The sequence below is a fragment of the Pseudomonas sp. BF-RE-25 genome, assembly GCF_019956105.1.
Classification (GTDB): domain Bacteria; phylum Pseudomonadota; class Gammaproteobacteria; order Pseudomonadales; family Pseudomonadaceae; genus Aquipseudomonas; species Aquipseudomonas migulae.
Window position 1 is genome coordinate 1 of record NZ_JAHBDB010000033.1, and the last position, 23,464, is coordinate 23,464.

18 protein-coding genes and 1 pseudogene are annotated in these 23,464 nt (G+C 60.5%); 5 read left to right on the top strand and 14 right to left on the bottom strand.

All coding sequences use genetic code 11. The annotated features are described in order from the left end of the window. The 11 genes and pseudogenes from KGB24_RS15825 to KGB24_RS15875 form a co-directional block, all read right to left on the bottom strand. Positions 1–736, bottom strand: a pseudogene (locus KGB24_RS15825) (hypothetical protein); the annotation flags it as partial. 56 nt (positions 737–792) lie between these two features. Further along, positions 793–1,299: a hypothetical protein gene (locus tag KGB24_RS15830; RefSeq protein WP_207284939.1), complete on the bottom strand. Its 507-nt coding sequence runs from the start codon at positions 1,297–1,299 to the stop codon at positions 793–795. 4 nt (positions 1,300–1,303) lie between these two features. Beyond that, positions 1,304–2,035, bottom strand: a complete 732-nt coding sequence (locus KGB24_RS15835; protein ID WP_008030532.1) for a hypothetical protein — start codon at positions 2,033–2,035, stop codon at positions 1,304–1,306. 34 nt (positions 2,036–2,069) lie between these two features. After that, the gene (locus KGB24_RS15840) at positions 2,070–3,614 is read right to left on the bottom strand and encodes an SUMF1/EgtB/PvdO family nonheme iron enzyme (protein WP_008030530.1); all 1,545 of its coding nucleotides are present in this window, start codon (positions 3,612–3,614) and stop codon (positions 2,070–2,072) included. Then, positions 3,604–4,827: an ABC transporter permease gene (locus tag KGB24_RS15845; RefSeq protein WP_008030528.1), complete on the bottom strand. Its 1,224-nt coding sequence runs from the start codon at positions 4,825–4,827 to the stop codon at positions 3,604–3,606. Before KGB24_RS15845 ends, KGB24_RS15840 begins: the two co-directional genes overlap by 11 nt. Next, the gene (locus tag KGB24_RS15850) at positions 4,811–5,512 is read right to left on the bottom strand and encodes an ABC transporter ATP-binding protein (RefSeq protein ID WP_207284936.1); all 702 of its coding nucleotides are present in this window, start codon (positions 5,510–5,512) and stop codon (positions 4,811–4,813) included. Before KGB24_RS15850 ends, KGB24_RS15845 begins: the two co-directional genes overlap by 17 nt. Positions 5,513–5,522: 10 nt before the next feature. Beyond that, entirely contained in the window at positions 5,523–7,514 is a 1,992-nt protein-coding gene (locus KGB24_RS15855; RefSeq protein WP_223415431.1) for a vWA domain-containing protein, read from the bottom strand. Beyond that, positions 7,514–8,548, bottom strand: coding sequence for a hypothetical protein (locus KGB24_RS15860; protein WP_223415405.1), 1,035 nt, complete (start codon positions 8,546–8,548; stop codon positions 7,514–7,516). The genes KGB24_RS15855 and KGB24_RS15860 overlap by 1 nt, the downstream gene beginning before the upstream one ends. A gap of 3 nt (positions 8,549–8,551) precedes the next feature. After that, entirely contained in the window at positions 8,552–11,266 is a 2,715-nt protein-coding gene (locus tag KGB24_RS15865; RefSeq protein ID WP_223415406.1) for a putative virulence factor, read from the bottom strand. Then, entirely contained in the window at positions 11,263–14,328 is a 3,066-nt protein-coding gene (locus tag KGB24_RS15870; protein WP_223415407.1) for a virulence factor SrfB, read from the bottom strand. The genes KGB24_RS15865 and KGB24_RS15870 overlap by 4 nt, the downstream gene beginning before the upstream one ends. A 17-nt stretch (positions 14,329–14,345) precedes the next feature. After that, positions 14,346–15,734 (bottom strand): SrfA family protein, encoded by a 1,389-nt coding sequence (locus KGB24_RS15875; protein WP_223415408.1) that lies wholly within the window; start codon positions 15,732–15,734, stop codon positions 14,346–14,348. 266 nt (positions 15,735–16,000) lie between these two features. Here KGB24_RS15875 and KGB24_RS15880 point away from each other — a divergent pair, with 266 nt between their 5' ends. Further along, entirely contained in the window at positions 16,001–17,212 is a 1,212-nt protein-coding gene (locus tag KGB24_RS15880; RefSeq protein ID WP_223415409.1) for an aldose 1-epimerase family protein, read from the top strand. 5 nt (positions 17,213–17,217) lie between these two features. On the opposite strand, the gene KGB24_RS15885 is transcribed toward KGB24_RS15880, so the two are convergent. Further along, positions 17,218–18,711 carry a YifB family Mg chelatase-like AAA ATPase gene (locus KGB24_RS15885; RefSeq protein ID WP_223415410.1) on the bottom strand — a complete coding sequence of 498 codons (1,494 nt, stop codon included), beginning with the start codon at positions 18,709–18,711 and terminating at the stop codon, positions 17,218–17,220. Positions 18,712–19,306: 595 nt separating this feature from the next. Between KGB24_RS15885 and KGB24_RS15890 the strand changes: the two genes are divergently transcribed. Continuing rightward, positions 19,307–19,585: a type II toxin-antitoxin system RelE/ParE family toxin gene (locus tag KGB24_RS15890; protein WP_084320214.1), complete on the top strand. Its 279-nt coding sequence runs from the start codon at positions 19,307–19,309 to the stop codon at positions 19,583–19,585. Positions 19,586–19,593: 8 nt separating this feature from the next. Then, complete coding sequence (locus tag KGB24_RS15895) at positions 19,594–19,899, top strand: HigA family addiction module antitoxin (protein ID WP_007980826.1); 306 nt, start codon at positions 19,594–19,596, stop codon at positions 19,897–19,899. 51 nt (positions 19,900–19,950) lie between these two features. On the opposite strand, the gene KGB24_RS15900 is transcribed toward KGB24_RS15895, so the two are convergent. Both KGB24_RS15900 and KGB24_RS15905 read right to left on the bottom strand, forming a co-directional pair. Beyond that, a complete protein-coding gene (locus tag KGB24_RS15900) occupies positions 19,951–20,472 on the bottom strand; it encodes a Bro-N domain-containing protein (RefSeq protein ID WP_223415411.1) in 522 nt (173 codons plus the stop codon). Between the two features lie 441 nt (positions 20,473–20,913). After that, on the bottom strand, positions 20,914–21,174 hold the full coding sequence (locus tag KGB24_RS15905; RefSeq protein ID WP_008030504.1) for an accessory factor UbiK family protein: 261 nt from the start codon (positions 21,172–21,174) through the stop codon (positions 20,914–20,916). A gap of 418 nt (positions 21,175–21,592) precedes the next feature. Between KGB24_RS15905 and glnK the strand changes: the two genes are divergently transcribed. Together glnK and KGB24_RS15915 are read left to right on the top strand one after the other, a co-directional pair. Beyond that, entirely contained in the window at positions 21,593–21,931 is a 339-nt protein-coding gene (gene glnK / locus KGB24_RS15910) for a P-II family nitrogen regulator (RefSeq protein ID WP_002555808.1), read from the top strand. 36 nt (positions 21,932–21,967) lie between these two features. After that, a complete protein-coding gene (locus tag KGB24_RS15915) occupies positions 21,968–23,305 on the top strand; it encodes an ammonium transporter (protein WP_008030500.1) in 1,338 nt (445 codons plus the stop codon). Positions 23,306–23,464 lie beyond the last annotated feature (159 nt).

Below are 23,464 nucleotides of genomic sequence, written 5' to 3' on the forward strand. Positions count from 1 at the left end.
GTGGCGGGGCGGCCACCACAGGTTTTGGCGGCGGGACCGGTTTGGGGGCGGGCACCGGCACCGGTTCTGGCTCGGGAGCCGGTACGGGTTTCGGTTCCACTACAGGCTCCGGCTCTACTACCGGCTCGGGAACAGGCTCAACCGGTTTCTCGATCGGTGTCACCACCGGGGCGACCGGTTCGACCGGGACAACCTTTTCCCGGTGCATAAACCACCAGTAAGCCCAGAGCGCCAGGAGCAACAACAGCAGTGCCAGCAATGCCGCGGCGATCCACCATCCACGGCGCGAAGGCGCCACGGCGGCCACCGGAGCCAGCGGAACCACCGGCGGCACCACCGGTTTTGGCGGGCGCTGGTTCCAGCGCACCACCAAAGGCTCACCGTTGAGGCTGTAGAGTTTGTCCAGCTCGGGAGCGCCGAGCAGGCTGCGCAGGTCATCCGCTTCCGTGGGCTGACCGCGTTTTTGCAGTTCGTCCGCCAACTGTCCAAGGGACGTCTGACGCACTTCATAGGTTTCCAGCAATCGCCGTTGAGCGTCCTCGTTGAGGTCGGCATAGGGCGTAGGTTGGCCACCCAGTTCGGTCCACCATTCCAGCACCTCGCCGCTGCCCATTCGCGGGATGGCGAAGAGGCTGGAGACGGTCGGCGGAAAGTGTTTCTGGATGAGGGCGACTTTGGCTTGCAGCGCACTCATCCCCTCTGGTGTGGCTTGCGCATCCCTGATGACCCGCTGCATGACGTCGATTCCTGAAAAGGCTGCAGGCCTCCGGCGGGAGGCCTGCGGGTGAAAAGTTACTCTTCGTAACCGAGGCTGAATTGCAGTTGATTGACCTTTTTCTGCAGCGCCTTCAGTTGTTCCTGCTTGGCGGCCAGGGCCGCCTTTGAAGGCTTGGCCACCGGTGCAGTCTGCGAGTCCTTGAGCTGCTGTTCGAGCCCGGCGATCTGCTTTTGCACCTGGCTTTCGTTGCCATGGCGCGCCTTCAGTGAGGTCAGCAACTTGCCCAGCGACTGGTTCAGTTCAGCCTGGGATTTCTGCTGGCTGGCCAAATCGGTTTTGGTGCTGAGCTGCTGGGCCTGAATGTTCTCGTACACCTGACGGAACATCGCGTTTTGCTGGCGGGACTCGGCCAGGGCCTGTTCCTTTTGTTTGACCTGATCGCTGTAACCACCAGAGTAGTCGCAGTTCATCTTGGTCAGCATGCTGCTGTCGCGATTGGTCGCATCGCATTCGCCCGGCTGGGTCGCGCAACCGCTCAAGGCGAGGACGGCGGTCAGGACCGCCAGTTGTCGTAGCTTCATGTGCTTAACCCAGAGTGATTGCGGAACGCTGGCTGTAGAGACCGTCGACTTCCTTCTGCAAGGCAGCGACTTTCTCGTTCATTTTCAGAATGCTCACATCCACCTGCTTCATCTCGGCGCTGGAGCCTTGGGCGCGTTCGGCATCGGCCACTTTGCTGTACTCGGTGACTTTTTTGCGCATGTTGCTGAGGTCTTTGCGCAAGATTGCGATGTTGTTGTCGATCTCGGCGATTTGCGTCTGGGCTTTGGTCTTGTCGACCTTTTTGCTGGCGATGTCCTGTTTGATCTTGGCGATACGCGCCTGGTCATCCTTGATCACTTGCTGAGCAGTCTCGGTACGGGCAATCACATTGCGCGTGTCTTGCTCGACTTCGCTGTTCATCTTCGCCAGACGGGTGGAGGTGTCGGCGTATTCGCTGCGACGTTGATCCAGATAATAGTTCGCGCCCATGGCCACGCCACACGCGGTAATACCGGCGGCGATGGCGCAGACGGCCTTGTTGCTGCTGTTGGACAGCGCGCAACCGAGGATGCCGACACCGGCGCCGACGGCGCAGGCCTGGTAACCGGACTTGCTGAAGAACTCCGCGTCATTGCCCTGGGTCAGGCGCGGGTCTGCGCCTTCGCTGCCGCCGAGCATCGAACTGCCGGTGTTGGCGCAACCAGTCAGCAACAGGCTGCCGGCAACGACGAATGCGATCTGTAGTTTGAAGCGAGTCCAAAGGCTGCGCGACATGGTGAAACTCCTCGATGACGGTGTTGACGTGTTGTTATTGAGTGACGGTCTTGCAGCTGGTCAGCCAGGCCTCAGTGTCGATCTTCTGTTTTTGCAGGAAGGTCTTTTGATTCGCCCAGTGCGTGCGCAAGTAGGGTTTGAGGTCCTGAAGCTGTTTGTTGCGGGTGATGATTTCTTCCATCACCGGAACTTGTGCCTCGAGCAACGGCTGACCGTACAACGTCGCCGACTCCACCAGGCTGCTGGCGTAGTAACGGCTGAGTTTGTGCAGGCGATCCTTCTGCTCGTCGAGCTTGCCCTTGCGCATGTCGCAACTGGCGTCTTTTTCGGCGGCTTCGCAATTGAGCTTGTAGTTTTTCTGCAGGAAATCCACGTACTGGCCGTCGTCGAGCATCTTGGTGCACAGGAACGCACCCAGATTGAGGCTGGCGCGAATCGCCTGGTCGCGGGTTTCTTCCTGCTGCTGGTTGCTGGCGCGCAGCTGGTTTTCCAGGGCCTGGAGTTTTTCCTTCAGCGCTTTATCTTCAACACCCGAGGCCAGCGTGTTCAGCGACTGAACCGTGCCTTTGTCGGCGGATTCGGTTTCCTTGCTGCCGGTGCCGAGTTTCTTCCAGCTGTTCTCGATGCTGGCCACGCGTTCGCGAGAGGTCAGGGTCGGCGAGACCAATACCAGGCGCAGGCCGGTGGTTTTGTTTTTCACCTGGCCTTCGGCGTTGTAGTACGGCTCTTCCTTGCGCAACGCGGTGCGCAGGTCGGCCTGGGCGGTCAGGTAATTGCCGCCGCGCACGACGTAACCACCGGCCTGGCCATGCTGGCGGTCGAGTTTGTTCAGGCGAAACGGCTCGAACATCATTTCGTCAACGTTGCCGAGCATGTCGTGAAGGCCCAACGGATTGGGCTTTTGCAGGCCGGACAACTGCAGTTTGCCGTTGGACGATTGCGCCCCGGCGAACCACTCGTAAGCGTTGATGCCGTCGGGCATCGGGTAGCGTGTATCGCGGAATTCCGCCGCACCGACTTCCAGGCCACCGCGCGCGGCGAACTCCCATTCGACTTCCGTCGGCAAACGCAGGAAGCCCAGGGCGCCGTCTTCTTTCGGCAGCTTGCCGGCGGCGTTCTTGCGCAGCCACAGGTTGTACTTGTCAGCCGCTTCGACGGCTTGCACCCAGCTCACGGCCACTTGCGGCAGGCGCATCTTGGTCGCTGCGGTGGGGCAGGTTTCATCGGTCAGGGCGGCGTACTGCAACTGACTCATCTCGTACTTGGCCATCAGGTAGTAGCGGGACTTGTCGTTCTTGGCGCCGGTGAAACTGCCGGCGATAAACGTCGGTCGAGTCTGTTCGACATAGCCGTATTCCGCGCCGTCCTGACCGATGTTGATCGGGTAGTCGTCGAGCGGGCCGGTGACCGGAATGAACACCTTGCGAAACACCATCGAGCCTTCGCACGGCATCGGCAAAACGACGTCGCTGGCTTCGGGCATCGGGTTGTAATACTTCTCTTCCCAGCCCGCCGCCGAAGCGTCGAGCAAGTAGCCCAGGCTCAGGGGCAACAGCAAGCCAAAACGTTTATAGCTCACGCAGACTCTCCGCAGGTTGGATGCTGATGGCGCGCACGGCGCCGATCACGGCCACCAGTGTAGCGACCAGAAAGGTCAGAAGCAGGGCGGCGAGGCCATGCCAGAGTGTGATGTGGCAGACAAAGGTGCCGGTGGCCTGGCTGCTGCCGAGCAAGTAGTCGAACAGATGACTGCCGACAGCGTAAAAACCCAATCCGCCGAGGTAGCCGGCCAGGCTCAGCAACAGCGCTTGCACGACCACGAAACCGGCGACCGCCGTGCGCTTGAACCCCAACAGGCGCAGGACCGCGAGGCTTTTGCGCTTGCGGTCGATGTTGGCCAGGAACGCGCCGACCATCGACGCCACACAGCCAATCAATGCCGCCAGGGCAATAACACCGAAGATCAGCCCCAGCACATGGTTGATGGCTTTGACGTTGTCGATGTCGGCCAGTCGGCTCGACGTTTCGATGTGTTGTTCGTTGAGCCAGCGCTCCAGCGGCGCCACTTGGTCGATGTCGTGTGCATACACGCGAGCGCGGGCATACAGCGGTTGCAGATCACCCAGAGGCTTGCCGGTGGTGATGCCGAACGCACTGACCTGATAGCCATCGCGAAAGCGCTCCAGGTCCAGCAGCAACGGCGGGGCGACAAACCCGGCGGCGCGGCCGAAACGGGCGCCATCGAGAATCGCCAGCACGCTCAGCGACATCTCGCCGCGCTCATTCACGCCTTCCAGACGACGCAGCACGCGCAGTTGCACGCGATCGCCGACCTTGGCCTGCAAGCGTTGCGCGGCGCGGGCACTGAGGATCACTTGATCGCCGGTGGGGTTGAGTTCCGGCAGGTTCAGTTGCGGGTCGCCGGGTTCGGTGGCGATGATTTCCGCGCCTTCGACGAAGCGTTGCATGCCGATCAGCAAATCCGCCTGGGTGTTGAGCGAACGGGTCTGGCCGAGGGCAAAACCGGTCTCGGGACGCTGGCGCAGACGCTCGATCCAGGCACTGTCGTAGTTGCCGTTGCTGAGCATCTTCACTTCAAGGTTGCGCGGGTCGCGCAGCAGTTCGTCCTGCAACTGGCTGACCACCCCGTGCTTGAGGCCGAACAGCAGCAGCAGCGGCGCGATCACCGCCACCAACGAGGCGGCGATGCACAGCGACACCTTGCGGTCGTGCCACAGGTCTTGCAGGGCCAGCGTGCCCAGCAGGCGCAGTCGGTCAGTCCATCGGTTCAAACAGAGTCTCTCCCTGGCGGCTGATAGCGCCGAGTCGCGGCAAGCCGAAATCCTTCAACAAGGCCCAATCATGGGACACCACGAGCGCACTCAGGCCCATGCTCGACACCAGGCTCAGCAGCAATTCAAACAGGCGCCGGGCACTGTGCGGGTCGAGCGCGGCGGTCGGTTCGTCCGCCAACAGCAGCAGCGGTTCATGGGCAATGGCGCGAACGCAGGCCACGCGCTGGCGTTCGCCGATCGACAGTGCCTGCGGCTTTTTATCCAGCAGTCCTTGCAGACGCAATACCTCAACCGCGTGGTCGATGTGCGCGCTGTGTGCCGACATGCCGAGCAAACGGCGCGGCAGGCTGATGTTGTCGCGCACGCTCAGAAACGGCAGCAGGCCGCCACTTTGCAAAATGAACCCCAGGTGCCGCGAACGCACCGCCGCCAAAGCCGGTTGATCATCCGTGGCCAGCAATCGGGCGATGTCCTGATCCTGTTTTGCGCCCAAGCGAAAGCGCTCAAGCTCGACCGGTGCCAGCAGCAGGCCGATGGCCTCAAGCAATGTGCTTTTGCCGCTGCCGCTCTCGCCGGTGATGGCGAGGATTTCCCCGCCGCCGATCTGCAAGTGCGGCAGGCGCACGTGATGGGCCAGCGCGCCTTCACCACGGCGCACCAGCAGGTTCCTGATATCGAGCATGGGCGTCTCGTTAAGGCATCATTTCCAGAGGCACCGGGTACACGTTGTCCCGCGCATCGCTGTCCTTGGCCAACGCCACCCAACGGTCGACGTCAGCGTTGTAACGCTGGTAGTGCCGCAGTTTGGTGTTGAGCGTACGGATGAATTTCTCCTGCGCCAGACCGTCCCAGCTCTTCCAGGTTTCTTCATCCAGGTTCAGCACTTCGCTCTGGTACGGCAGGTCTTCGATGTACTCGCCGAGCACGCCCATGTCCGCCAGTTTGGCATTGTTGTTCTGCTTGAGCTGGTTCGGATCGGCGCCCATGGTCGCGGCCACCGAGCGCAGGCGGTCGAACATTTCTGTCGGCGAAATCAGGCCTTCGTTGGCAGCGTCGAGAATCTTCTTCATCACGTCGCTCAAGTCGCTGAGCTGGGACTTGGTCAGCAACACCCGCACGTCGGTGGTGGGGATGTTCTGCTTGATCAGGTCACGGTCGGTGATCCACGCCTTGAACACCGGCGGGGACTTGCTGTTGTTCTTCTCGCCCAGATAGGCCAGTTGCATGGCGTGGCCGATCAGTGCGGCGTCCTCGAGCATTTTCTTCTCGGCCGGGTCCTGCTTGGCGTTCGCCGCGCTGCCGATGGCATCTTCGCCCATGTAGGCGGCTTTCACCTGTGTAGTGATCGCGGTGGCCAGTGCGTCGACCTTGCGCCCGAACTCCTGCACATCACCGGCATTCACCGGGTAATACAGCGAGGTGTTGGTGCCCGGGTAAGTCGACAGGTTCTGGTACTGCGCCTCGGCCTTGGCGTGATCCTTGACCCCGGCCGGGGTTTTCAAGTGCAGGGTGTAAATCGCTACGCCCGGGTTGGCAGCCTCAATACGCACCTGTGCAGCGCTCAAACCGGTTTTCGACAGTTTGTCGTCACCTTCGATGGCGCCCGCGTCGGTGATCAACACCACGTAGCGCGCACCGAACTGGCTCCAGTCGACCTTGTCGATGCTCTCCATGACGCCGGCAAAGGCATCCTCATCGAAGCTGCTGCTCGACACTTTGGCCTGTTTGAGGTCGGCGATCTTGGCGAAAAAGTCGGCGCTGTCTTTCACCTTGGTAGGGTCGGCGTACATCTTGGTGGTGTATTCCAGGCCCGGCACCGCCTGGGTATTGGAACGGAAAGCCACCATGCCGAACTTGACCTGCTTGCCGAGGTTCTGCGATTCGATCTGCTGATAAACCTTGCGGATCGCTTCGCGGGTACGGTCGATGTACGGGTCCATCGAAATCGTCGAGTCGATGACAAACACCACCGCAGCGCTGAATTCCTTCAGTTGGCTGGCGGCCATGTCTTCGGCCTCTTTGCCGCCGGACGCATTTTTGCCGGCCGCGCCCTTGGTGTCTTTTTCGTCGGGCTTGCTGACCGATGCGACATTGAGCAGGCGCGTGCGAAAGCCCGCTTCGGTCATGACTTCTTCGCCGCTCAGCACGGGCAACAGGTAGAACTGCTTTTGCAGGTCGACGAAGTATTCAGGTTCTTCGGCCAGCACGCCGGGTGCTTGCTTGCCCTTTTTCAACGTGGCGCGCAGCGGGGCGACTTTGCTCACCGGGTCCGGTGCATTGAGAATGCCTTCGACCGTGGCGCGTTCCTTGAAGAACAGCAGCCGGTCGCGGTTGGCCGGGTTGGTGAAGGCCAGGGTCAGCTGCATTTTCCAGTCGGTGGTGCAACTGGCGGGCAGCCAGCCAATGGTTTTGCCATAACTGTCGGGGCCGACTTTCAGCCACTCGGCGTTTGCCGCCTGGGCGCGTTCGTACACGTAGAAACGGCTGAACACGGGTTGCGCCTCGCCTGCCGCACCGCCCGCCGTCGGGCTGATCTTGCAGCCCGGGGTGGTCAGCACGCGTTGGAACAAGGTCTTTTTACCGGCCTGGATCAGCGGTTTGTCATCAGCCTGGGACAACGGGCTGATGCACAGCGCCAACAGCGCGGCGCTGCTCAGCAGGAAACGACTCACGGGTGAACGCATCACTTCTGCAACTCCTCGAAACGCTGCTTGGCTTCGGCGTTGTTCGGGTCCTGGGTGAGGATCGTTTCGTACCAGTAGGCCGCGGTGGCGTTATCCGCTACCGGGAAGCACTCGCTGGCCTTCAGGTATTTCGGGTCGTATTCGCGGGCATAGGCGTTGGCGATCAGCGCGTCACCGGCCTGGGCACGGTTGGCGTACAGGCGCTGGGCGACACCGCAGTGTTTGCCGGCCTTGGCTTCGTTGATGATTTCCAGCAGCTTGGCGCTGTCGGGTGCCGCCTTGATGCAGGTCTGGACGAAGGTCAGCTCGGGCAGGCTGTTCATGCTTTCCAGCGTGCAGGCTTGTGCGTCGGCACCGGCCGGTGCGGCGGCCGCGACCGTCGGGGCAGGCGCCGGCGTGCGTTTGTAGAACCAGAACCCGGCCGCTGCCGCCAGCAGCAATACCAGCACAAGCGCGAGGCCGAGCAGGCCTTTGTTGCTCTTCTTCACCGGTGGCGGAGCAGGCGTGTATTCGCGTTCGTTGGGCACCGATTCCAGTTCGATTTCTGGCTCGGCGGTGGGCAAGATCAATTCCGGCAGTTCCGGGATTTCCGGGATTTCCGGGATCTCAGGTGCTGGTGCCGCCGGCGCGGTCAAATCTGCGCCGCCGTACGTCGAGCGCGTCTGACCACCCGCCGTGGACGGCAACAGCCCGACGCCTGGCCGGACCACGCCTTTGTCGGCATGCCCCAGGCTCTGCTCGCGCAGTTCGATCTGGAATTGCGAGTTGGCGCTGCCTTCCAGCAGCGGGTCGACCACTTCCGGGCCGACCTGGGCTTCAAGGGCATCGCCACTGGCGGCGACAGTGAAGCGCGAAACCTTGAACCAGAACGGGTTGTTGCTCCAGGCCTGTTGGTCCTGGAGGTAGAAACCGTCCTGGTTACGCTGAATGGAGAATTCCAGCTGTTCTTCGCCACCCTGCCATTTCTTCACAGTAAGGCAGGCCCGGCCAGGCACATTGGGCTCTAAGGCGAGCAGGTCGACACGAATTGGCATTGCTTATCTCGCTGCGAAGGCTGTGAGCACTTGGCCCAGCCGTTCGTTCTGTTCAGGGGTGATTTCGCGACCGGCACCATGGCCGGCGTTGTCCTGCGTGATACAGGCCAGGCCCGAAAGCCAGTCGCCGAGATACCGTTGCGCCTGGTTCGCCGGTTGCGGCGGCAACTCCGGCACTTGTCCCGGACCGATGTCGGTATAGAACGAGAACAAGGGCGCTTTGGCACCGGTCCGGCTAGGTGGGCGCTCGCTCACGGGTTTCTGGAGGTAGCCGAACCAGGACACGAAATCGCGCAGCACGCGTTGTACTTCCAGTACCTGGCGCTCGACCAGTTGATCGCGACGCGCACCGCTCTGGGCACGCTTGAGGACGGCGCGGCTCAGTTGCCCCGGCAAATCCTGGCGATAACCGGCAGTGATCAGCTCGTCGACCACCGCTTCGAGCAAAGCCTTTTCCAGTCCCAGCAGGTTGAGCAGGCTTTGCCGGGTGGTCAGTTCGCGCAAGTGCGCGACCCAGGCCTTGAAGGCCGCTTTGGCAAAACGGTGTTCGTTGCTTTGCAGTTCCGGGACCGGCGTGTGGGGCTTGCTGCTGGCCGGTGTGCTGTCGGGGCTGGCGTCATCGCCGAAATCGAAATCGAAACCGGCGTCGTTGCCGTACAGGCTCTGGCTCGGTGTCAGGGCGACCGGCTCATCGCTGACCGCTGGCTCGTCATCGGTTTCGTACACGCCGCTGAGGTACAGGTCGCGTACCTCTTCGCTCGGCATGTCGAGTTGATCGATGAGTTCGCCCAGCACCGCCGGACGACGGCCCAGGGTCGACAGAATCATCTGCGCCTGGGCTTTCTTGGCAGCGGCGGCGCCGTCACCGTCGGCGTGATACCAGGTGCTCAGACCATGCGTGGTCAGGCCTTCAAGGCATTCGTCCAGCTGCTCGCGGATGCGCTGCAGCTTGAATTCGATATTGGCCACGCCCTTGAAACTGCCGCTGAAGTGACTGATGCCACCGTCATCGTTGCGCAGCATTTCTTTCCAGGTATTGGCGGGGTTGCTGACGTGTTTGCACACCAGCGCGTTGCTCGCAAAGCTTTCGCCCAGCGCATCGACGCGTTCCTGGTAACTGGCGTTGATCCCGGTTTCGGCGCCGCTGGCGTCCTGGACGATGAATGCCGCGTCCATGCGCGGTTTACGCACCAGGAAGGTGTTCTGGAACGGCGTGCCGGCCCAGTCGTTCATCCAGCTCAGGCTGCCGAAGCGCTCCAGCATGGTCAGCTTGACCATGCCGTTCCAGCTCTCGTCGTACTGATCGGGTGTCAGGCTCAGGGAGTTGGTGATGCGCAAGTCGAGCATGGTCAATGCCCAGATCAGACCGGTGTCGCGTTTGCTGCGAGCGGCCGCGTCGGCGCCCTGGGTTTTTTCGATCCAGCGCGTCAGCACCGGGCCAACGTCGTTGACGTCGCTTTGTTTGGTCGAGCCGGTGCACACCACCAGCGCGTTCATTTCCTGATTGTCGGTGTAGCGCTCAAACAGGTACGCGACCTTGCCGCGCAGAATCAGCTGCGAGACGGAGTTGTCCTTGGTGGCGGATTCCGGGTCGTTGGAGTTGGCGATCTCGTGCAGCTTCTTGCGTCCGCGATAGCCGGGGAAGTCGAGCAGATCGACCTGGTTGACGATGTCATCGGCCGGGGCTTCGATCAGGCCGAACGTCATTTCCGCCGTAAGTGCCGCCAGTTGCGCGACAGGAATGCCCTGGCTGTTTTGCAGGCGACCGTCGATGCGTGGCCGCACGTCGATCGGCAAGTCCCGCGGGCTGCCGAAGCGCTCGAGGATGTCGACGTTCATGATGCTGTCGCGCTGGCTGTAAGTGTCGTTTTCGAAACTCACCAAGGCCTTCAACGGCGCGAATACAGTTTCAGGCAGGCCCAGCTTGTGCAGCGCGCCGGCCAGTTGCTGATACACGCGCGTCAGTTCGCTTTGCTCACCCCAAAGAATGGCGAACAGCTCGGCACGTTCCTGGAAGTTCAGGCGCGGCGCGAGCTGCAAGGCTTTCGGCCAATACAGGTGCTCGAGTTTTTTCACCGAGTTACGGAAGTTGTCCCGCAGGTAATCCCACAACGACACCAGATCGTCGGCGCTGACACCCGGCTGCATCGGCCCGGTCTCGCGACCTTCGAACGGCTTGAGGACTCGCTGGATGCGTTCTTCGTCAATCTCGTAGGAAATCCGCTCAAGGTCGAAATCCTTGAACCAGGAGTTGGCGAGAATCTTCGCCAGCTCGATTTCCTTGAACAGCGTCAGCTCCACCGGGAAATCCGGGTCCTGGCTCGGTGTGGCCCGCCGGCTGAAGCGCGTCACCAGGCCGGTGGCTTCCTTGCCGCCACCCACCGGGTTGATGTGCTTGATGAAGTCCAGGCGCTGGCCGCCGAAATCGGTTTCCAGTTTGCCGTTCTGCCCGGCCGCGAGGGCCGAGATCAGGTAGGACTTGCCCGCCTGGGACAAACCGAAAAAGCCGATGGTCATCGGCGTGCAGGCCACGCGACCGAGGCTGTGGGCCAGGTTGCGGGCGCGATGCAGGCGGATGTTCAGGTTGTCGGCTTCGCTGTCCAGACGTGGCGCGTTGACACGGGTCTGGCCAATCCATTCCAGCGCCTGACCGGCACCTTCATAAACAGCGGCCCAGCGGGTAGAGAGCTGATGTTGATCGGGGGTCAGGTCATTCATTTGCGTTTCACACTTCCACTGTCGAGCCAGTACTTGGTCTCGCTCAGGCCGGCGTCGAGCATGGTGTTGAGTTCCAGCTCGAGGTCGCTGCGCGGGTTGAAGTTGACGTTGCTGCAGTTGGATTCGATGTTGCGTACCGAGAGGCGGTCGCTGACCAGATCCTGCTTGCGTGTGTACTTGTCCGCCGGTTTGACCTCGAAGCGCACCTTGAGCAGCGGCGCGCTGCCGTTTTCACCGATCGCACGGGAGAACTTCTCCCGACCGGCCTTGGTGAAACGCAAGGTGTACAGCGGCGAAGCGGCCCAGCGGTCGGCGGCCAGCTGACGGAAACCGAGGCGCAGATCGCCGCGCATTTCCAGCTGAGGCGTGTCGGCGGTGTCGCCCGTGCCGATTTCCGGCAGCTTGATTTTGTAGTCTTCGGACTGAATGTCGCGGTACAGCACGTCGGCATCCTTGATCACGTTGTTCAGGTCGATAACGCCGATGTTTTTGACCGTCGAATACGGTTTGAGTGCCGAAGCGCGGAAGTAGAAGTTCGGCACACTGTGGTTGGCGCACAACAGGCACAGCATCGCGCCGACCGAAGCGGTGCTTTTCGGGTCGTCGATCAGGCCGTTCTTGTGGAACGGGTACCAGCCGCCGGTGCGGTAGTTCTGCAACGCCAGGATGCGCCCCGGTGGCAGCGGCAACACCTTGCGGATGAACGCCTGAATGCCGGGCAGGCGCGAAGGGCGGCCGGTCAGCAGCAGGACGTCGCACGGGTAATGCGCGACCACTTCACACAGCGCACCGAGGATCTTGGTGATGTTGATCTGATCGTTGAGGAATGCGGCATGGAGCTTTTGCAGGTCGAAGCTGATCAACGATTCGTACAGGTCAAAGGCGCTTTGGCTGCCGACATCACGACGCACGGCGGCATTGACGTAATCGAGCACGGTCTGGCTGATTGCGTTGTCGCCCAGCAATTGGCGGTACGTCTGGGTGCTCACTTCCTGCTGGTCTTGCGGGTCGTAATGCTCGTAGGCCTTGAGCAGCGCCAGGCCTAGCGGGGCAAATACCTGCAGGTTCAGTTGCTGGCGCAGGATCATGTCCTGGGCGCTGACCGATTCATCGCCACACAGCCGCGACATCAGCGAGACGGGCGATTTGACCCCTGAGATCTGCAAGGCTTTTTCGAAGCTCGGCAGGACGAAGTCCTGAATCACGTCCAGCAGAATGTCGTCGCCGGCCACTTTGAAGCCATCGCGAAAACGCTGCTCGGGCACGATGTGCACGTTGCTGCCGCTGCCGGTGTTGCCGGCGCGGTCGAGGCGATAGTCGGTGATCACCAGGTCGGTGGTGCCACCGCCGATGTCGATGGTCGCCAGGGTGATGCGTTCACGGTCGGTTTTGTCCGGCCGGGCGAGGGTGTCGAAAAACTCTTCCGGGTGCCCGGCGAAGTTCTCGTTGACCTCGGTGTACAGGTACACCAACTGACCGCAGGAGGCTTCGTCCCATTCGACGCGGATGCTCGGGATCGGCGTGCGCGGGCTGACGGCCTGGTCCTGATGCGGGTCTTCCTCGCCGGCATGCCAGCCGAGGCTTTTCCACACCAGGCCGATGGCTTGCTGCATGCGTTCGTTGAGGATGCTGCGCTCGGCCTGCGGCATGCCCGGCGGCACGGTCAGGGTGATGCTGTTGAGCTGGCGCGGCACACGGGTGTGACCCTGGCGCGAGCGCTGGGCCGGGCTGTTGATTTGCGACAGCGCCTGGGCCAGGACCTCGGCGAGCATGAACGTCATCAGCGAGCTGCGCGAATAACGCGGCATGAACACCGGCAGACGATCGTCTTCTTCAAGACTGTAAAGCGCCTCGCCGGTTTCATTGATCAGGTGCGAGAACGGCGCGGCAGTGGCGTACGGCTCGCTGTCGGTCTTGATGTACGAGCAGTTGAAGCGCCAGCCGTGGCCGTAGGCGTTTTCGTCCCACAGGTAACGTTTCGGGCTGGACAACCCGGTCGAGCCTTCGGTGCCGCGACGACGGCTGGCCAGACGACTGGCCTCGTTGCCGACACGGGCAATCGTCGCCCACTGGAACGCATCGTGCCGGCCGCTTTTGACCGAGCAGTGGTCCTTGCCGAAATACGCCTGGGCGAATTCCACACGGCTTTCGAACGGCAGGTTGTAAGTGTGTTCGGGGGTGATCAGGTCGCGCAGTTCCAGCACGTAGTTCTGTTTCAACCCGGAACCGGCCTGACCGTGGTTTTCGATCAGGATGCCGCAGGTGCGCGAGTTGCCGACGTCCAGCACCAGGTCCACCGGAATCGGTTTGACCAGGCCATTGCTGTCGTTGGCAACCACCTTCAATTCAGGGATTTCAACTTTCGGCCGGGCAGTCGACTGCTCCGCCGCCGATGGCTTGCTCAGAAGGCTCAGCAAGTTGAGGTAGTGCGCCAAGTGATAGTTGGCGCGGATGTCGGTGTCCAGCTCTGCGCGCGAGCGGTGGGCATTGCCCTCGTTGAACACTTCGAGCAGCCATTCGTTGACCCACGGCTGGGCCAGGAACCAGCGGGTTTCGCTGGCCTTCGTCGCCAGTTTGAAGGACACGCCGGAGCTGATGTCTTCTTCGTTCGGCGCCAGGTAAGCAGTGCCGTCACGCTTGGGCATCACGCGGCTGTCGAACGCCATCGTCAGACGATGGGTGTTGCCGTCGATGTCGGGCGTCGCCAGTTTGACCAGGCGCATGCGCGACCAGTTGGTCGGGCCTTCGTCGAAGCGGTGCGGCGGCATGAAGCGGAAAAACGGGGTCGGCAGCCAGACACCGTCCAGCAGTTCGAGGCTGCTTTTCATGTCGACGCTGAACGCCGGTTTGGCCTTTTCGACCTTTTCTGGCTCCGGCTCGTAGAAAAAGAAGTCTTTCTCTTCGTTGTATGACAGGCGGCAGATCAACCCGCTGATCATCGGCGCGAACTCGCCCGCCGGTTCTTTGCGAGGGTCCAGGCGCAGGGCGAAATCCATGAACTGGATGCCGGTGTCGCTGACCAGCGTGACGGTGTCTTCGAATTGGGTGACTTCAGGCAACATGTCGGGTTATTCCGTTTTTATTCGGCCACGTGCCGCATGGACATGGGGAATTGTTCTTTGCCGTAACCGCCGGTGCAGTCTGCGACTGTGGTCGCCCCTTTGCGGCAGTTGACCTTGGGCATGTCGTAAGTGCTGCCATCGCCACACACGGCCTGGCCCTGACTGTCGATGGCCAAGCTGCCACCCTTCATAGTAGCGCTCACCGGCCCGGTGCATTTCGTGCCGTCGGCCTGGTGTACGGTGACTTCGCCCTTACCGTCCTTGAGCTGGTATTCCAGACGCAGCGGTTTGCCGGTCCGGCGGTCCTGAATACCGGCGCCGGCGCGGAACTGACCGTCGAGGAACTTGGCGGCACCGTCGGCGGCGTCCGGTGGAATGCTCAGGGGAGGGCCGGGTTTTGCGGCGGCGGATTTTTCGGCCTCGGGCGATGTGATATCCGGCGGCGCGGTTTTGTTTTCGGGCGGGGTGGCGGGCGATTCGGCTGCCGGGTCTTTGGCTGGGTCTTTGGCCAGGTCGGCCGGCGCTGCATCTGCCTCGTTGCCCTCGACCGCCGGCGCTTCCACTCCTTGGGTTTCGGTCACGGCGGTACCGGTGCCGGTTCCAGTGGTAGAGCCTACAACGGTGCCCGTCACCGGAACGCCGTTCAGCGTCGTGGCATTGCCGGTCAGTTGCGGTTCTTCCAGCTGTTTTTCCACCGGCACGATGCCCTCAGGCAGCAGGTCTACCGCCACCAACGGAATCGGCACGCAACCACGCAGACCAAGCAACAGCCACAAAAGCAGTAGCAGGAACGGCAGCAGCAACAGCCACCACCAGCGACGCCACCACGGACGAGCAACCACCGGCACGACGGGCGCAACGACGGGCGCAACGACAGGCGCGGCTTCGACCACCGGGGGCAGCGTAAACGCGGGCGGAACCTGATAGAGGCAGTGCAGGGGATCGCGATTGCCGGTACCGGCATGCTCGAAACCCCAAAAGGTCAGCACCGGCTTGCCTTGCACCAGGTAGACGAAATTCTCATCGGGGAAATGAATCACGCGCTTGAGCAGCTTGCCGAACACGGCTTTGTCGCCTTGCTGCTGTTCGCCGGATTCAGTGCCCAGGAAACGCTGGCTCAATTCCTCGAGCGCGGTTTTCAGCGCTTCAAGTTGGCGGCGGGCAGGGACGCGTTCTTCTTCGGTCGCACTGCTCCACGGGATCACATCGCCGTCGAGGCCGCTGTACCAATCGATCTGGTTACCGAGCTCATCGCTTTGAGGGATGGCCAGATGATCGACCATTTCGGGGTTCTTGCGGCGAATGGCTTCGCGCAATTGCAGGGCCGCCCGGTATACCGGTTGACCTGTTTCGCCCAAGGCTGTGAATGACCCGCTCTTACCGCTGCGTAATAGTGCCCCGCGCATTCAAACTCCATATGTTCTGTTGCGCAAAAATGACAGACAAAGGCGTCTGTCCTTGCTCCTGCAATTAGCTGGCGACCTTAATGTCATAATGATGTCGCCGTCAATCATCCGGAGGTCCAAAACCGTATGAGACTAGCGTAAGCGTGCGGAGGTTGCATGGGGTCAATTTAAATTGGCTTGGGAAGGCTTGGGTGTAAGCTTTTTAAGCTTGCTGAATCGTTTCATCAGCGCTATAAAAAATGCACAACTCCAAGAAAGGCCTCCCCATGACTCCGCTCAAATTCGTCGTTGCCTTTGGCGCTCTGTCCGCCTCCCACGCCATGGCTTGGGATTACGTCCTGCTCGACAGCGACAAGGCTGCTCAAAACTGGCAGATCACCAGCCAGCAACTCGGTGTGAAAACCGACAAACCCTTCTCCGTGACCCTTCGTAACTTGCACGGCGGTCGGCAGGAGGGCGTCAGCATCGTCGACATCGATAACGGCGCGATGAAACTCTCGGTGGTGCCGACTCGCGGGATGAACGTTTTGCAGGCATCGGTCGGTAATGTGCGTATGGGCTGGGATTCGCCGGTCAAGGACGTGGTCAATCCGTCCTTCATTGAGCTCAACGGTCGCGGCGGACTCGGCTGGCTCGAAGGTTTCAACGAACTGGTCGCCCGTAGCGGCTACGAATGGGTCGGCCACCCCGGCGTCGACAACGGCGAACTGCTGACCCTGCATGGCCGTGCAGCCAACATCCCGGCCAGCACAGTCACGCTGCACATCGACGAAAAACCGCCGTATGCCATCAGCCTGCGCGGCGAACTGAAAGAACAGGCATTCAAGAAAGTCGACTTCTCGGTGATCACCGAACTGGTCACCGAGCCCGGCAGCACAGCGTTCGCTCTCAACGATACCCTGACCAACAACGGCGACTATCCGAAGGAATATCAGGCGCTGTACCACAGTAACTTCAGCACGCCATTTCTGGAGCAGGGCGCGCGTTTCGTTGCGCCGGTCAAACAGGTGTCGCCGTTCAACGACAAAGCAAAAGGCGATCTGCCGGACTGGCAGACTTACCGCGCGCCGACCAAGGACTACGACGAAACGGTTTACAACGTGGTGCCGTATGGCGACGCCAAGGGTGACACGTTGACGGTGTTGCATAACAAGGCAGGTAGCCTGGGCGTTTCGGTCGGCTTTAACACTAAACCGCTGCCCGTGTTTTCGCTGTGGAAAAACACTGATACCCAAGGCCAGGGCTATGTCACCGGTCTCGAGCCGGGGACCAGCTTTTCCTATAACCGACGCTATCAGCGGCCGCTGGGGCTGGTGCCGACGATTGCGCCGAAGGAGCACAAGCAGTTTCAGATCAGTTACAGCTTGTTGGCGGACAAGGGCGCTGTGGACCAGGCGCTGAAGCGGGTGAGTGACATTCAGGACGGGCGGGAAACCGAGGTTCGGCAGACGCCGTTGGTGGATCTGACGAAGGAGTGATTCCATCAGCTGGAGGTTGGCCGGTATTGCAGCGCTTCAGCCAGATGACCACGGGTGATGCCATCGACCTGCTCAAGGTCTGCGAGGGTTCGAGCGACCTTGAGCAGTCGATGCGCAGACCTCAACGACAGGGTCAGTCGTTCGCACGCTGTTTCCAGCCAGGTTTCGTCGATTGTGGATAACGTGCAGTGTTTGCGCAGGCCCGGCAGATCAAGAAAAGCGTTCGCGCAGCCCTGGCGTTTGTGTTGCCGCTCTCTGGCGTCGGCGACCAGCAACGCGGCGGTGGCGGTGTCATCGCCGGGTTTGAGTGCAGGATTCAGCGCCGTGGCTTCCCGGGCGACGGTCAGGTGCAGGTCGATGCGATCCAGCAGTGGCCCCGACAGTTTGTTGCGGTAGCGCTGGACCATGTCCGGTGTACAACTGCATTTGCCACTCGGTTCGCCAAGATATCCACAGGGACACGGGTTCATCGCGGCCACCAATTGAAAGCGGGCCGGAAACCTCACGCGATCCTTGGCGCGGGAAATCACGATATGGCCGGACTCCAGCGGCTCTCGCAAAACCTCCAGCACCTTGCGGTCAAACTCCGGCAGTTCGTCGAGGAACAGAACACCATGATGGGCGAGGGTAATTTCACCGGGTTGTGGCTTCGAGCCGCCGCCCACCAGCGCCGGGCCGGAGGCGGAGTGATGGGGTTGGCGGAAGGGCCTTTGCGGCCAGTGGCTCAAGGGCACGCAACTGGTGACGGATTGAATGGCGGCGACTTCCAGCGCTTCATTTTCGGCCAGGGGTGGAAGCAGTCCTGGCAAACGACTCGCCAGAAGGGTTTTGCCGGTGCCCGGTGGTCCGCTGAACAGCAGGTTATGAGCGCCCGCCGCCGCGATCAGCAATGCGCGCTTGGCCGAAAGTTGGCCCTGTACTTCGTTCAAGTCTGGATAGGGTTTGCTGGCGTAAAGCAAACCGTTGGACACGTAAGGCTCGACCGGTGTGTGCCCATTGAAGTGCGCAACCGCTTCCAGCAAATGATCCACCGCGATCACCTTCAACCCCGACGCCAGGCACGCCTCCTCGGCATTCGCCCGCGGCACCATCAGCGAGCGCCCGGCCTTGCGCGCCGCCAGTGCGGCCGGCAACACGCCCCGCACGGCACGTACCGCGCCTGATAGCGCCAGTTCTCCCAGACATTCCACATCATCCAGTGTCAGCGTTGGCACCTGCACGCTGGCGGACAGAATCCCTAGGGCAATCGCCAGATCGAATCGTCCGCCGTCCTTCGGTAAATCAGCGGGGGCGAGATTCAGCGTGATACGCCGCGCCGGGAATTGCAGGCCTGAGTTGATGATCGCACTGCGCACCCGGTCCTTGCTTTCCTTCACCGCTGCTTCGGGTAAGCCGACCATGGTCAGCGATGGCAGACCGTTGGCCAGGTGGACTTCGACGGTGACGGCGGGCGCATCCACGCCGATTTGGGCGCGGCTGTGGACGATGGAGAGGGACATGGTCGTTCCTTGAGCTTTACGGGGGCCGCTTCCTGCGGGTTTTTTAAGGGTAGTCGGGAGGTGATGATTTGGTGCGGCGGCTGAGCCGCGAAACTTTCGCAGGATGTTGCGAGCTTTGTTGCGCTGCTTTGGATGCGAAAAAAAACGCCACTTGGACGGTTTATTCGGGGAGCCTGGTCCGACTCGTGCCTGCAAGCCAGCCATCAGGTTCGAGCTCTTTGCCATACATTGCTGCCACTTTAAAAAAACGATGTTGGCTGGCAGAAACGCTTCCGGCTAAACGGAGCGCCTCGGCATGAAGCTCAGCGATGAGTAACAGTTTTGTTTGCCGTTTTTTGGGCTTCACAGCGACCTGCCTTTGATTGATGGTTTAGTTGTTAGGCCAGTCAACTTAAGCGCCGAAGACAGTTTTGATGCAATCAGAATTGCCCCATATTTTTGTAGGACCAAGCTTGGTTTTTGGGGCCTTCTGAAGGGCGTGGGTAGTCCTTTTCCTAGAGTTTTGAAAGAGGGGGAAATACTCATAGCAGCGAGTTTGCATTCATGAATTTGCCTTATACACTCAAGCTTAATGCATAACGTTAAGCTTTAAATTATGATCGTTAGCTTTAAGTGTTCTGAGACCGAGTACCTGTTTTGCAACGGTAAGACCCGTTTGTGGTCAGCCATTCTGAGTGTCGCGGAACGAAAGCTGACGATGCTTGATGATGCTGTCGTGCTGAAAGACCTTCGATCTCCGCCGGGCAATCGCCTGGAGGCGTTGGAGGGAAATCGAAAAGGTCAGCACAGCATCCGCATCAACGCTCAATGGCGAATTTGCTTTGTCTGGGGCTGCAACGGGCCGGAGAATGTAGAAATCGTCGATTATCACTGAGGTGAGTAATGACTAAAAATGGTATGCGCCCGGTGCACCCTGGCGAGATCCTCAAAGAGGAATACCTGGAGCCTCTGAGCCTGACGGCTGCCGCTCTGGCCAGAGCGTTGAACGTGTCGACACCTACGGTCAACGATATTGTGCTTCAGCGTCGGGGTGTCAGTGCTGATATGGCTCTACGGCTATCTATCTGTCTGGACACGACCCCGGAATTTTGGCTCAACCTTCAATCGACCTACGATTTGCGTAAAGCCGAGATTGAGCGAGGGGCCGCGATTCGGGATCAGGTCGAGCGGCTTGCACACTGCGCCTGATTGTTGTCTTGGATTTACCGAACCCCACGCAAAAAGCGTGGGGTTTTTTATTCAGAATGCGTGAAGCATTTTCGCGGCTCTTTTCCACCAAGGTGCACTGATAGCAGACCTTGAAGACTCCTGATCAGGCAGCATCTGCGGCACATCCTGCAGACGAATCCACGGCTGGTTATTCCAGTGCAACAAGTTCAGCGACATCTCCGGCCAGTGCAGCAGGCTCAGGATCGGCCGGTCGATAGATATGGGTTGCTGGGCATCCCTTAGGGCTGGCACTACGTCGTGGGTCAGCCATTCGCGCAGGGCTCGGTGTTCGGGGCAGTAGTGGTAGATCAGTAACGCGTAGACGCCGGATTCGCTGATCAATAGCGTGTGTTCGATGCTGCCGTGGATGAGCATTTTGGCGGACTGGCGTTGGTCGGGATCGAGTTTGCGGACGGCGCGGTCGTCGAGGTAGAGGCGCAGGAAGCGGCCGAGGTCGCGGGCGCTGAACCAGGGTTGGTTTTGGAGGAGGAGGGCGTGGAGGTGGAGTTTGTGGCGGGTGAAGACGTGAGGAATCAGATAGTTTTCGTCCATCGAGCAGTACCCACATTTCGCTTGGTAGATGACTGCCACTGATCGTCGCCAAACAATAAGGGTGGCAGCTGCGTGCGGGTTGGCGAACCGGCCAAGCAAATCCCGGCAGACCCTGAGGTCTCCCACACACAGCCGCCATAACTCGAATCGGGAAATAAATACCTGATGTCGAACGATATGCGCTGCATTTGCTTGGTTCCGGGTCGCCAAACCCGGTGCTGAACATTCAGCATTGGGTGAGCTTAGAAACCGGGGCTTTGCGGCGCAATCGGACGGCGGTGGTTTTGTTGTAGGACGTTGCCGGGATTTTTGCGGGGCTGAAGATCAAATGATCGCAGCCTGCGGCAGCTCCTACAGGTAAATCTGAAGGTCGTTCCGACCTTCAATCGCGAGCAGGCTCGCTCCCACAGTGGATCGGGTTTCAAAGTGGGATTTGCGGGGTTACTCGGTTGGGGGATTGAGCTTTGCTTCCAGCTCGGCAACCTTCGCTTCCAGGCTTTCCAATCTTGCCCGCGTGCGTGCCAGCACAACCATCTGGCTATCGAATTCTTCCCGGCTCACCAGGTCCAGTTTGCTGAAGCCGCTTTGCAGCAACGCCTTGAACTGGCTTTCGATTTCGCTTTTCGGCAGTGGGGTGTCGCCGCTGAAGAGGCGGGAGGCGGTGCCGGTCAAGGCGTCGAGGAAATCTTTGGGCGCGAGCATGGGAAAGGTCCTGGAAACAATGGCGGGCAGTGTATCACGCAGTGTCTATAGTCAATCCCGACCGCAGGGATGCACGCTTTTCGCGCATGCGGACGGACGGTGCCGCACCGTTGTTGTGCGTAACGCGTCCGGTGTTGCAGCGATGTGGTGGGCATCTACGGCCAAGAGCTTGAAAACTGAGGGTTTTGTGGAGATGGCAAGCTTTCTGCTTAGACGGTAGTGACCCATGCACTGATGCAGTCGATGTGACGAATGCAGTGCGCCAAGCGAAACGGGGGAAGAGTTTCGTGCGGAGCGGTTAGCTGGCGTCGGACGGGCAGGTAAGGCCGACGATGCGTTACAAAGCCAGGCACTGCGCTTAGACTTGAGCCGGGTTTGTTTTCCTGGGGCAAGTCCACCAATTCGGGAGAGAGTTTTCATGAAGCTAGTCACTGCCATCATCAAGCCGTTCAAGTTGGACGACGTGCGCGAATCGCTGTCCGAGATCGGCGTGCAGGGCATTACCGTTACCGAAGTCAAAGGCTTCGGGCGGCAGAAGGGTCACACCGAGCTGTATCGCGGCGCGGAATACGTGGTCGATTTCCTGCCCAAGGTGAAGATCGATGTCGCCATTGACGACAAGGATCTTGATCGGGTTATCGAGGCGATAACCAAGGCAGCCAACACCGGCAAGATCGGTGACGGCAAGATCTTCGTGGTCAATCTGGAACAGGCGATTCGCATCCGTACCGGCGAAACCGATACCGACGCGATTTAAGCCGCCACAAACCCCAACGCCCCAGGAGAAAACAATATGACTCTGCGTAAATTCGCAGGGCTAGGAGCCCTGTTGTCCCTCGTAATGCCCAGCCTGGCCATGGCGGCAGACGAAGTGGCGGCCCCAGTCCTCAATTCCGGCGATACCGCCTGGATGCTGACCTCGACAGCCCTCGTGCTGTTCATGACCATTCCCGGCCTCGCGCTGTTCTACGGCGGCATGGTTCGCTCCAAAAACATTCTTTCCGTGATGATGCAGTGCTTCGCCATTACCGGTCTGATCAGCGTCCTGTGGGTCATTTATGGCTACAGCATCGCGTTCGACACCACCGGCATGGAACAGGGCGTCGTCAACTTCAACTCCTTCTTCGGCGGCATGGGCAAGGCTTTCCTCGCCGGTGTCACCCCCGCCAGCCTGACGGGTCCTGCGGCGTTGTTCCCTGAGGCGGTGTTCATCACTTTCCAGATGACGTTCGCCATCATCACCCCTGCGCTGATCGTCGGTGCCTTCGCTGAGCGGATGAAGTTCTCCGCGATGCTGATCTTCATGGGCATCTGGTTCACTCTGGTTTATGCACCGATCGCGCACATGGTCTGGTCCGGCAACGGCGGCCTGATGTGGGACTGGGGCGTGCTCGATTTCGCTGGCGGCACCGTGGTGCACATCAACGCCGGTGTGGCCGGTCTGGTGGCGTGCATCGTGCTCGGCAAGCGTAAAGGCTTCCCGACCACCCCGATGGCACCGCACAACCTCGGTTACACCCTGATGGGCGCAGCCATGCTGTGGGTTGGCTGGTTCGGCTTCAACGCCGGTTCCGCCGCAGCGGCCAACGGCACTGCCGGCATGGCGATGCTGGTTACCCAGATCGCAACCGCCGCCGCCGCACTGGGCTGGATGTTTGCCGAGTGGGTCACCCACGGCAAGCCAAGTGCACTGGGTATCGCCTCTGGTGTGGTCGCCGGTCTGGTTGCAATCACCCCGGCCGCTGGCACCGTGGGCCCGATGGGCGCACTGGTGATCGGTCTGGCAGCGGGCGTGGTGTGCTTCTTCTGCGCCACCACCCTGAAACGCAAACTCGGTTATGACGATTCCCTGGACGCCTTCGGCGTGCACGGTATCGGCGGTATCCTCGGCGCGATCCTGACCGGTGTGTTCGCCGCTCCGTCGCTGGGTGGCTTCGGCACCGTCACCGACATCGCCGCACAAGTCTGGATTCAGTGCAAAGGCGTGGGCTTCACGGTGATCTACACCGCAATTGTCACCTACATCATTCTCAAGGTACTGGACGCTGTCATGGGTCTGCGTATCACCGAAGAAGAAGAGGCTGTCGGCATCGATCTGGCGCTTCACAACGAACGCGGCTACAACTTGTAAGACGCGCATAAAAAACTTGCCCGGCTTGCCGGGCATTTTTTTGTCTGGAGTTTGTCAGTGTGAGGACTGCTGAAAGGTTTTTTCGTACACGTTTAGTGGTGTTTACGGCGGGCGTTTTTCTGCGGCCAATGGCTTACATGATTGAAGGAATATTAGGGC

Coding starts and splice junctions, on each gene's coding strand:
- KGB24_RS15830 (WP_207284939.1), bottom strand. CDS start 1,299: ATGAAGCTACGACAACTGGCGGTCCTGACCGCCGTCCTCGCCTTGAGC.
- KGB24_RS15835 (WP_008030532.1), bottom strand. CDS start 2,035: ATGTCGCGCAGCCTTTGGACTCGCTTCAAACTACAGATCGCATTCGTC.
- KGB24_RS15850 (WP_207284936.1), bottom strand. CDS start 5,512: ATGCTCGATATCAGGAACCTGCTGGTGCGCCGTGGTGAAGGCGCGCTG.
- KGB24_RS15855 (WP_223415431.1), bottom strand. CDS start 7,514: ATGCGTTCACCCGTGAGTCGTTTCCTGCTGAGCAGCGCCGCGCTGTTG.
- KGB24_RS15860 (WP_223415405.1), bottom strand. CDS start 8,548: ATGCCAATTCGTGTCGACCTGCTCGCCTTAGAGCCCAATGTGCCTGGC.
- KGB24_RS15865 (WP_223415406.1), bottom strand. CDS start 11,266: ATGAATGACCTGACCCCCGATCAACATCAGCTCTCTACCCGCTGGGCC.
- KGB24_RS15870 (WP_223415407.1), bottom strand. CDS start 14,328: ATGTTGCCTGAAGTCACCCAATTCGAAGACACCGTCACGCTGGTCAGC.
- KGB24_RS15875 (WP_223415408.1), bottom strand. CDS start 15,734: ATGCGCGGGGCACTATTACGCAGCGGTAAGAGCGGGTCATTCACAGCC.
- KGB24_RS15880 (WP_223415409.1), top strand. CDS start 16,001: ATGACTCCGCTCAAATTCGTCGTTGCCTTTGGCGCTCTGTCCGCCTCC.
- KGB24_RS15885 (WP_223415410.1), bottom strand. CDS start 18,711: ATGTCCCTCTCCATCGTCCACAGCCGCGCCCAAATCGGCGTGGATGCG.
- KGB24_RS15890 (WP_084320214.1), top strand. CDS start 19,307: ATGATCGTTAGCTTTAAGTGTTCTGAGACCGAGTACCTGTTTTGCAAC.
- KGB24_RS15895 (WP_007980826.1), top strand. CDS start 19,594: ATGACTAAAAATGGTATGCGCCCGGTGCACCCTGGCGAGATCCTCAAA.
- KGB24_RS15900 (WP_223415411.1), bottom strand. CDS start 20,472: ATGGACGAAAACTATCTGATTCCTCACGTCTTCACCCGCCACAAACTC.
- KGB24_RS15905 (WP_008030504.1), bottom strand. CDS start 21,174: ATGCTCGCGCCCAAAGATTTCCTCGACGCCTTGACCGGCACCGCCTCC.
- glnK (WP_002555808.1), top strand. CDS start 21,593: ATGAAGCTAGTCACTGCCATCATCAAGCCGTTCAAGTTGGACGACGTG.
- KGB24_RS15915 (WP_008030500.1), top strand. CDS start 21,968: ATGACTCTGCGTAAATTCGCAGGGCTAGGAGCCCTGTTGTCCCTCGTA.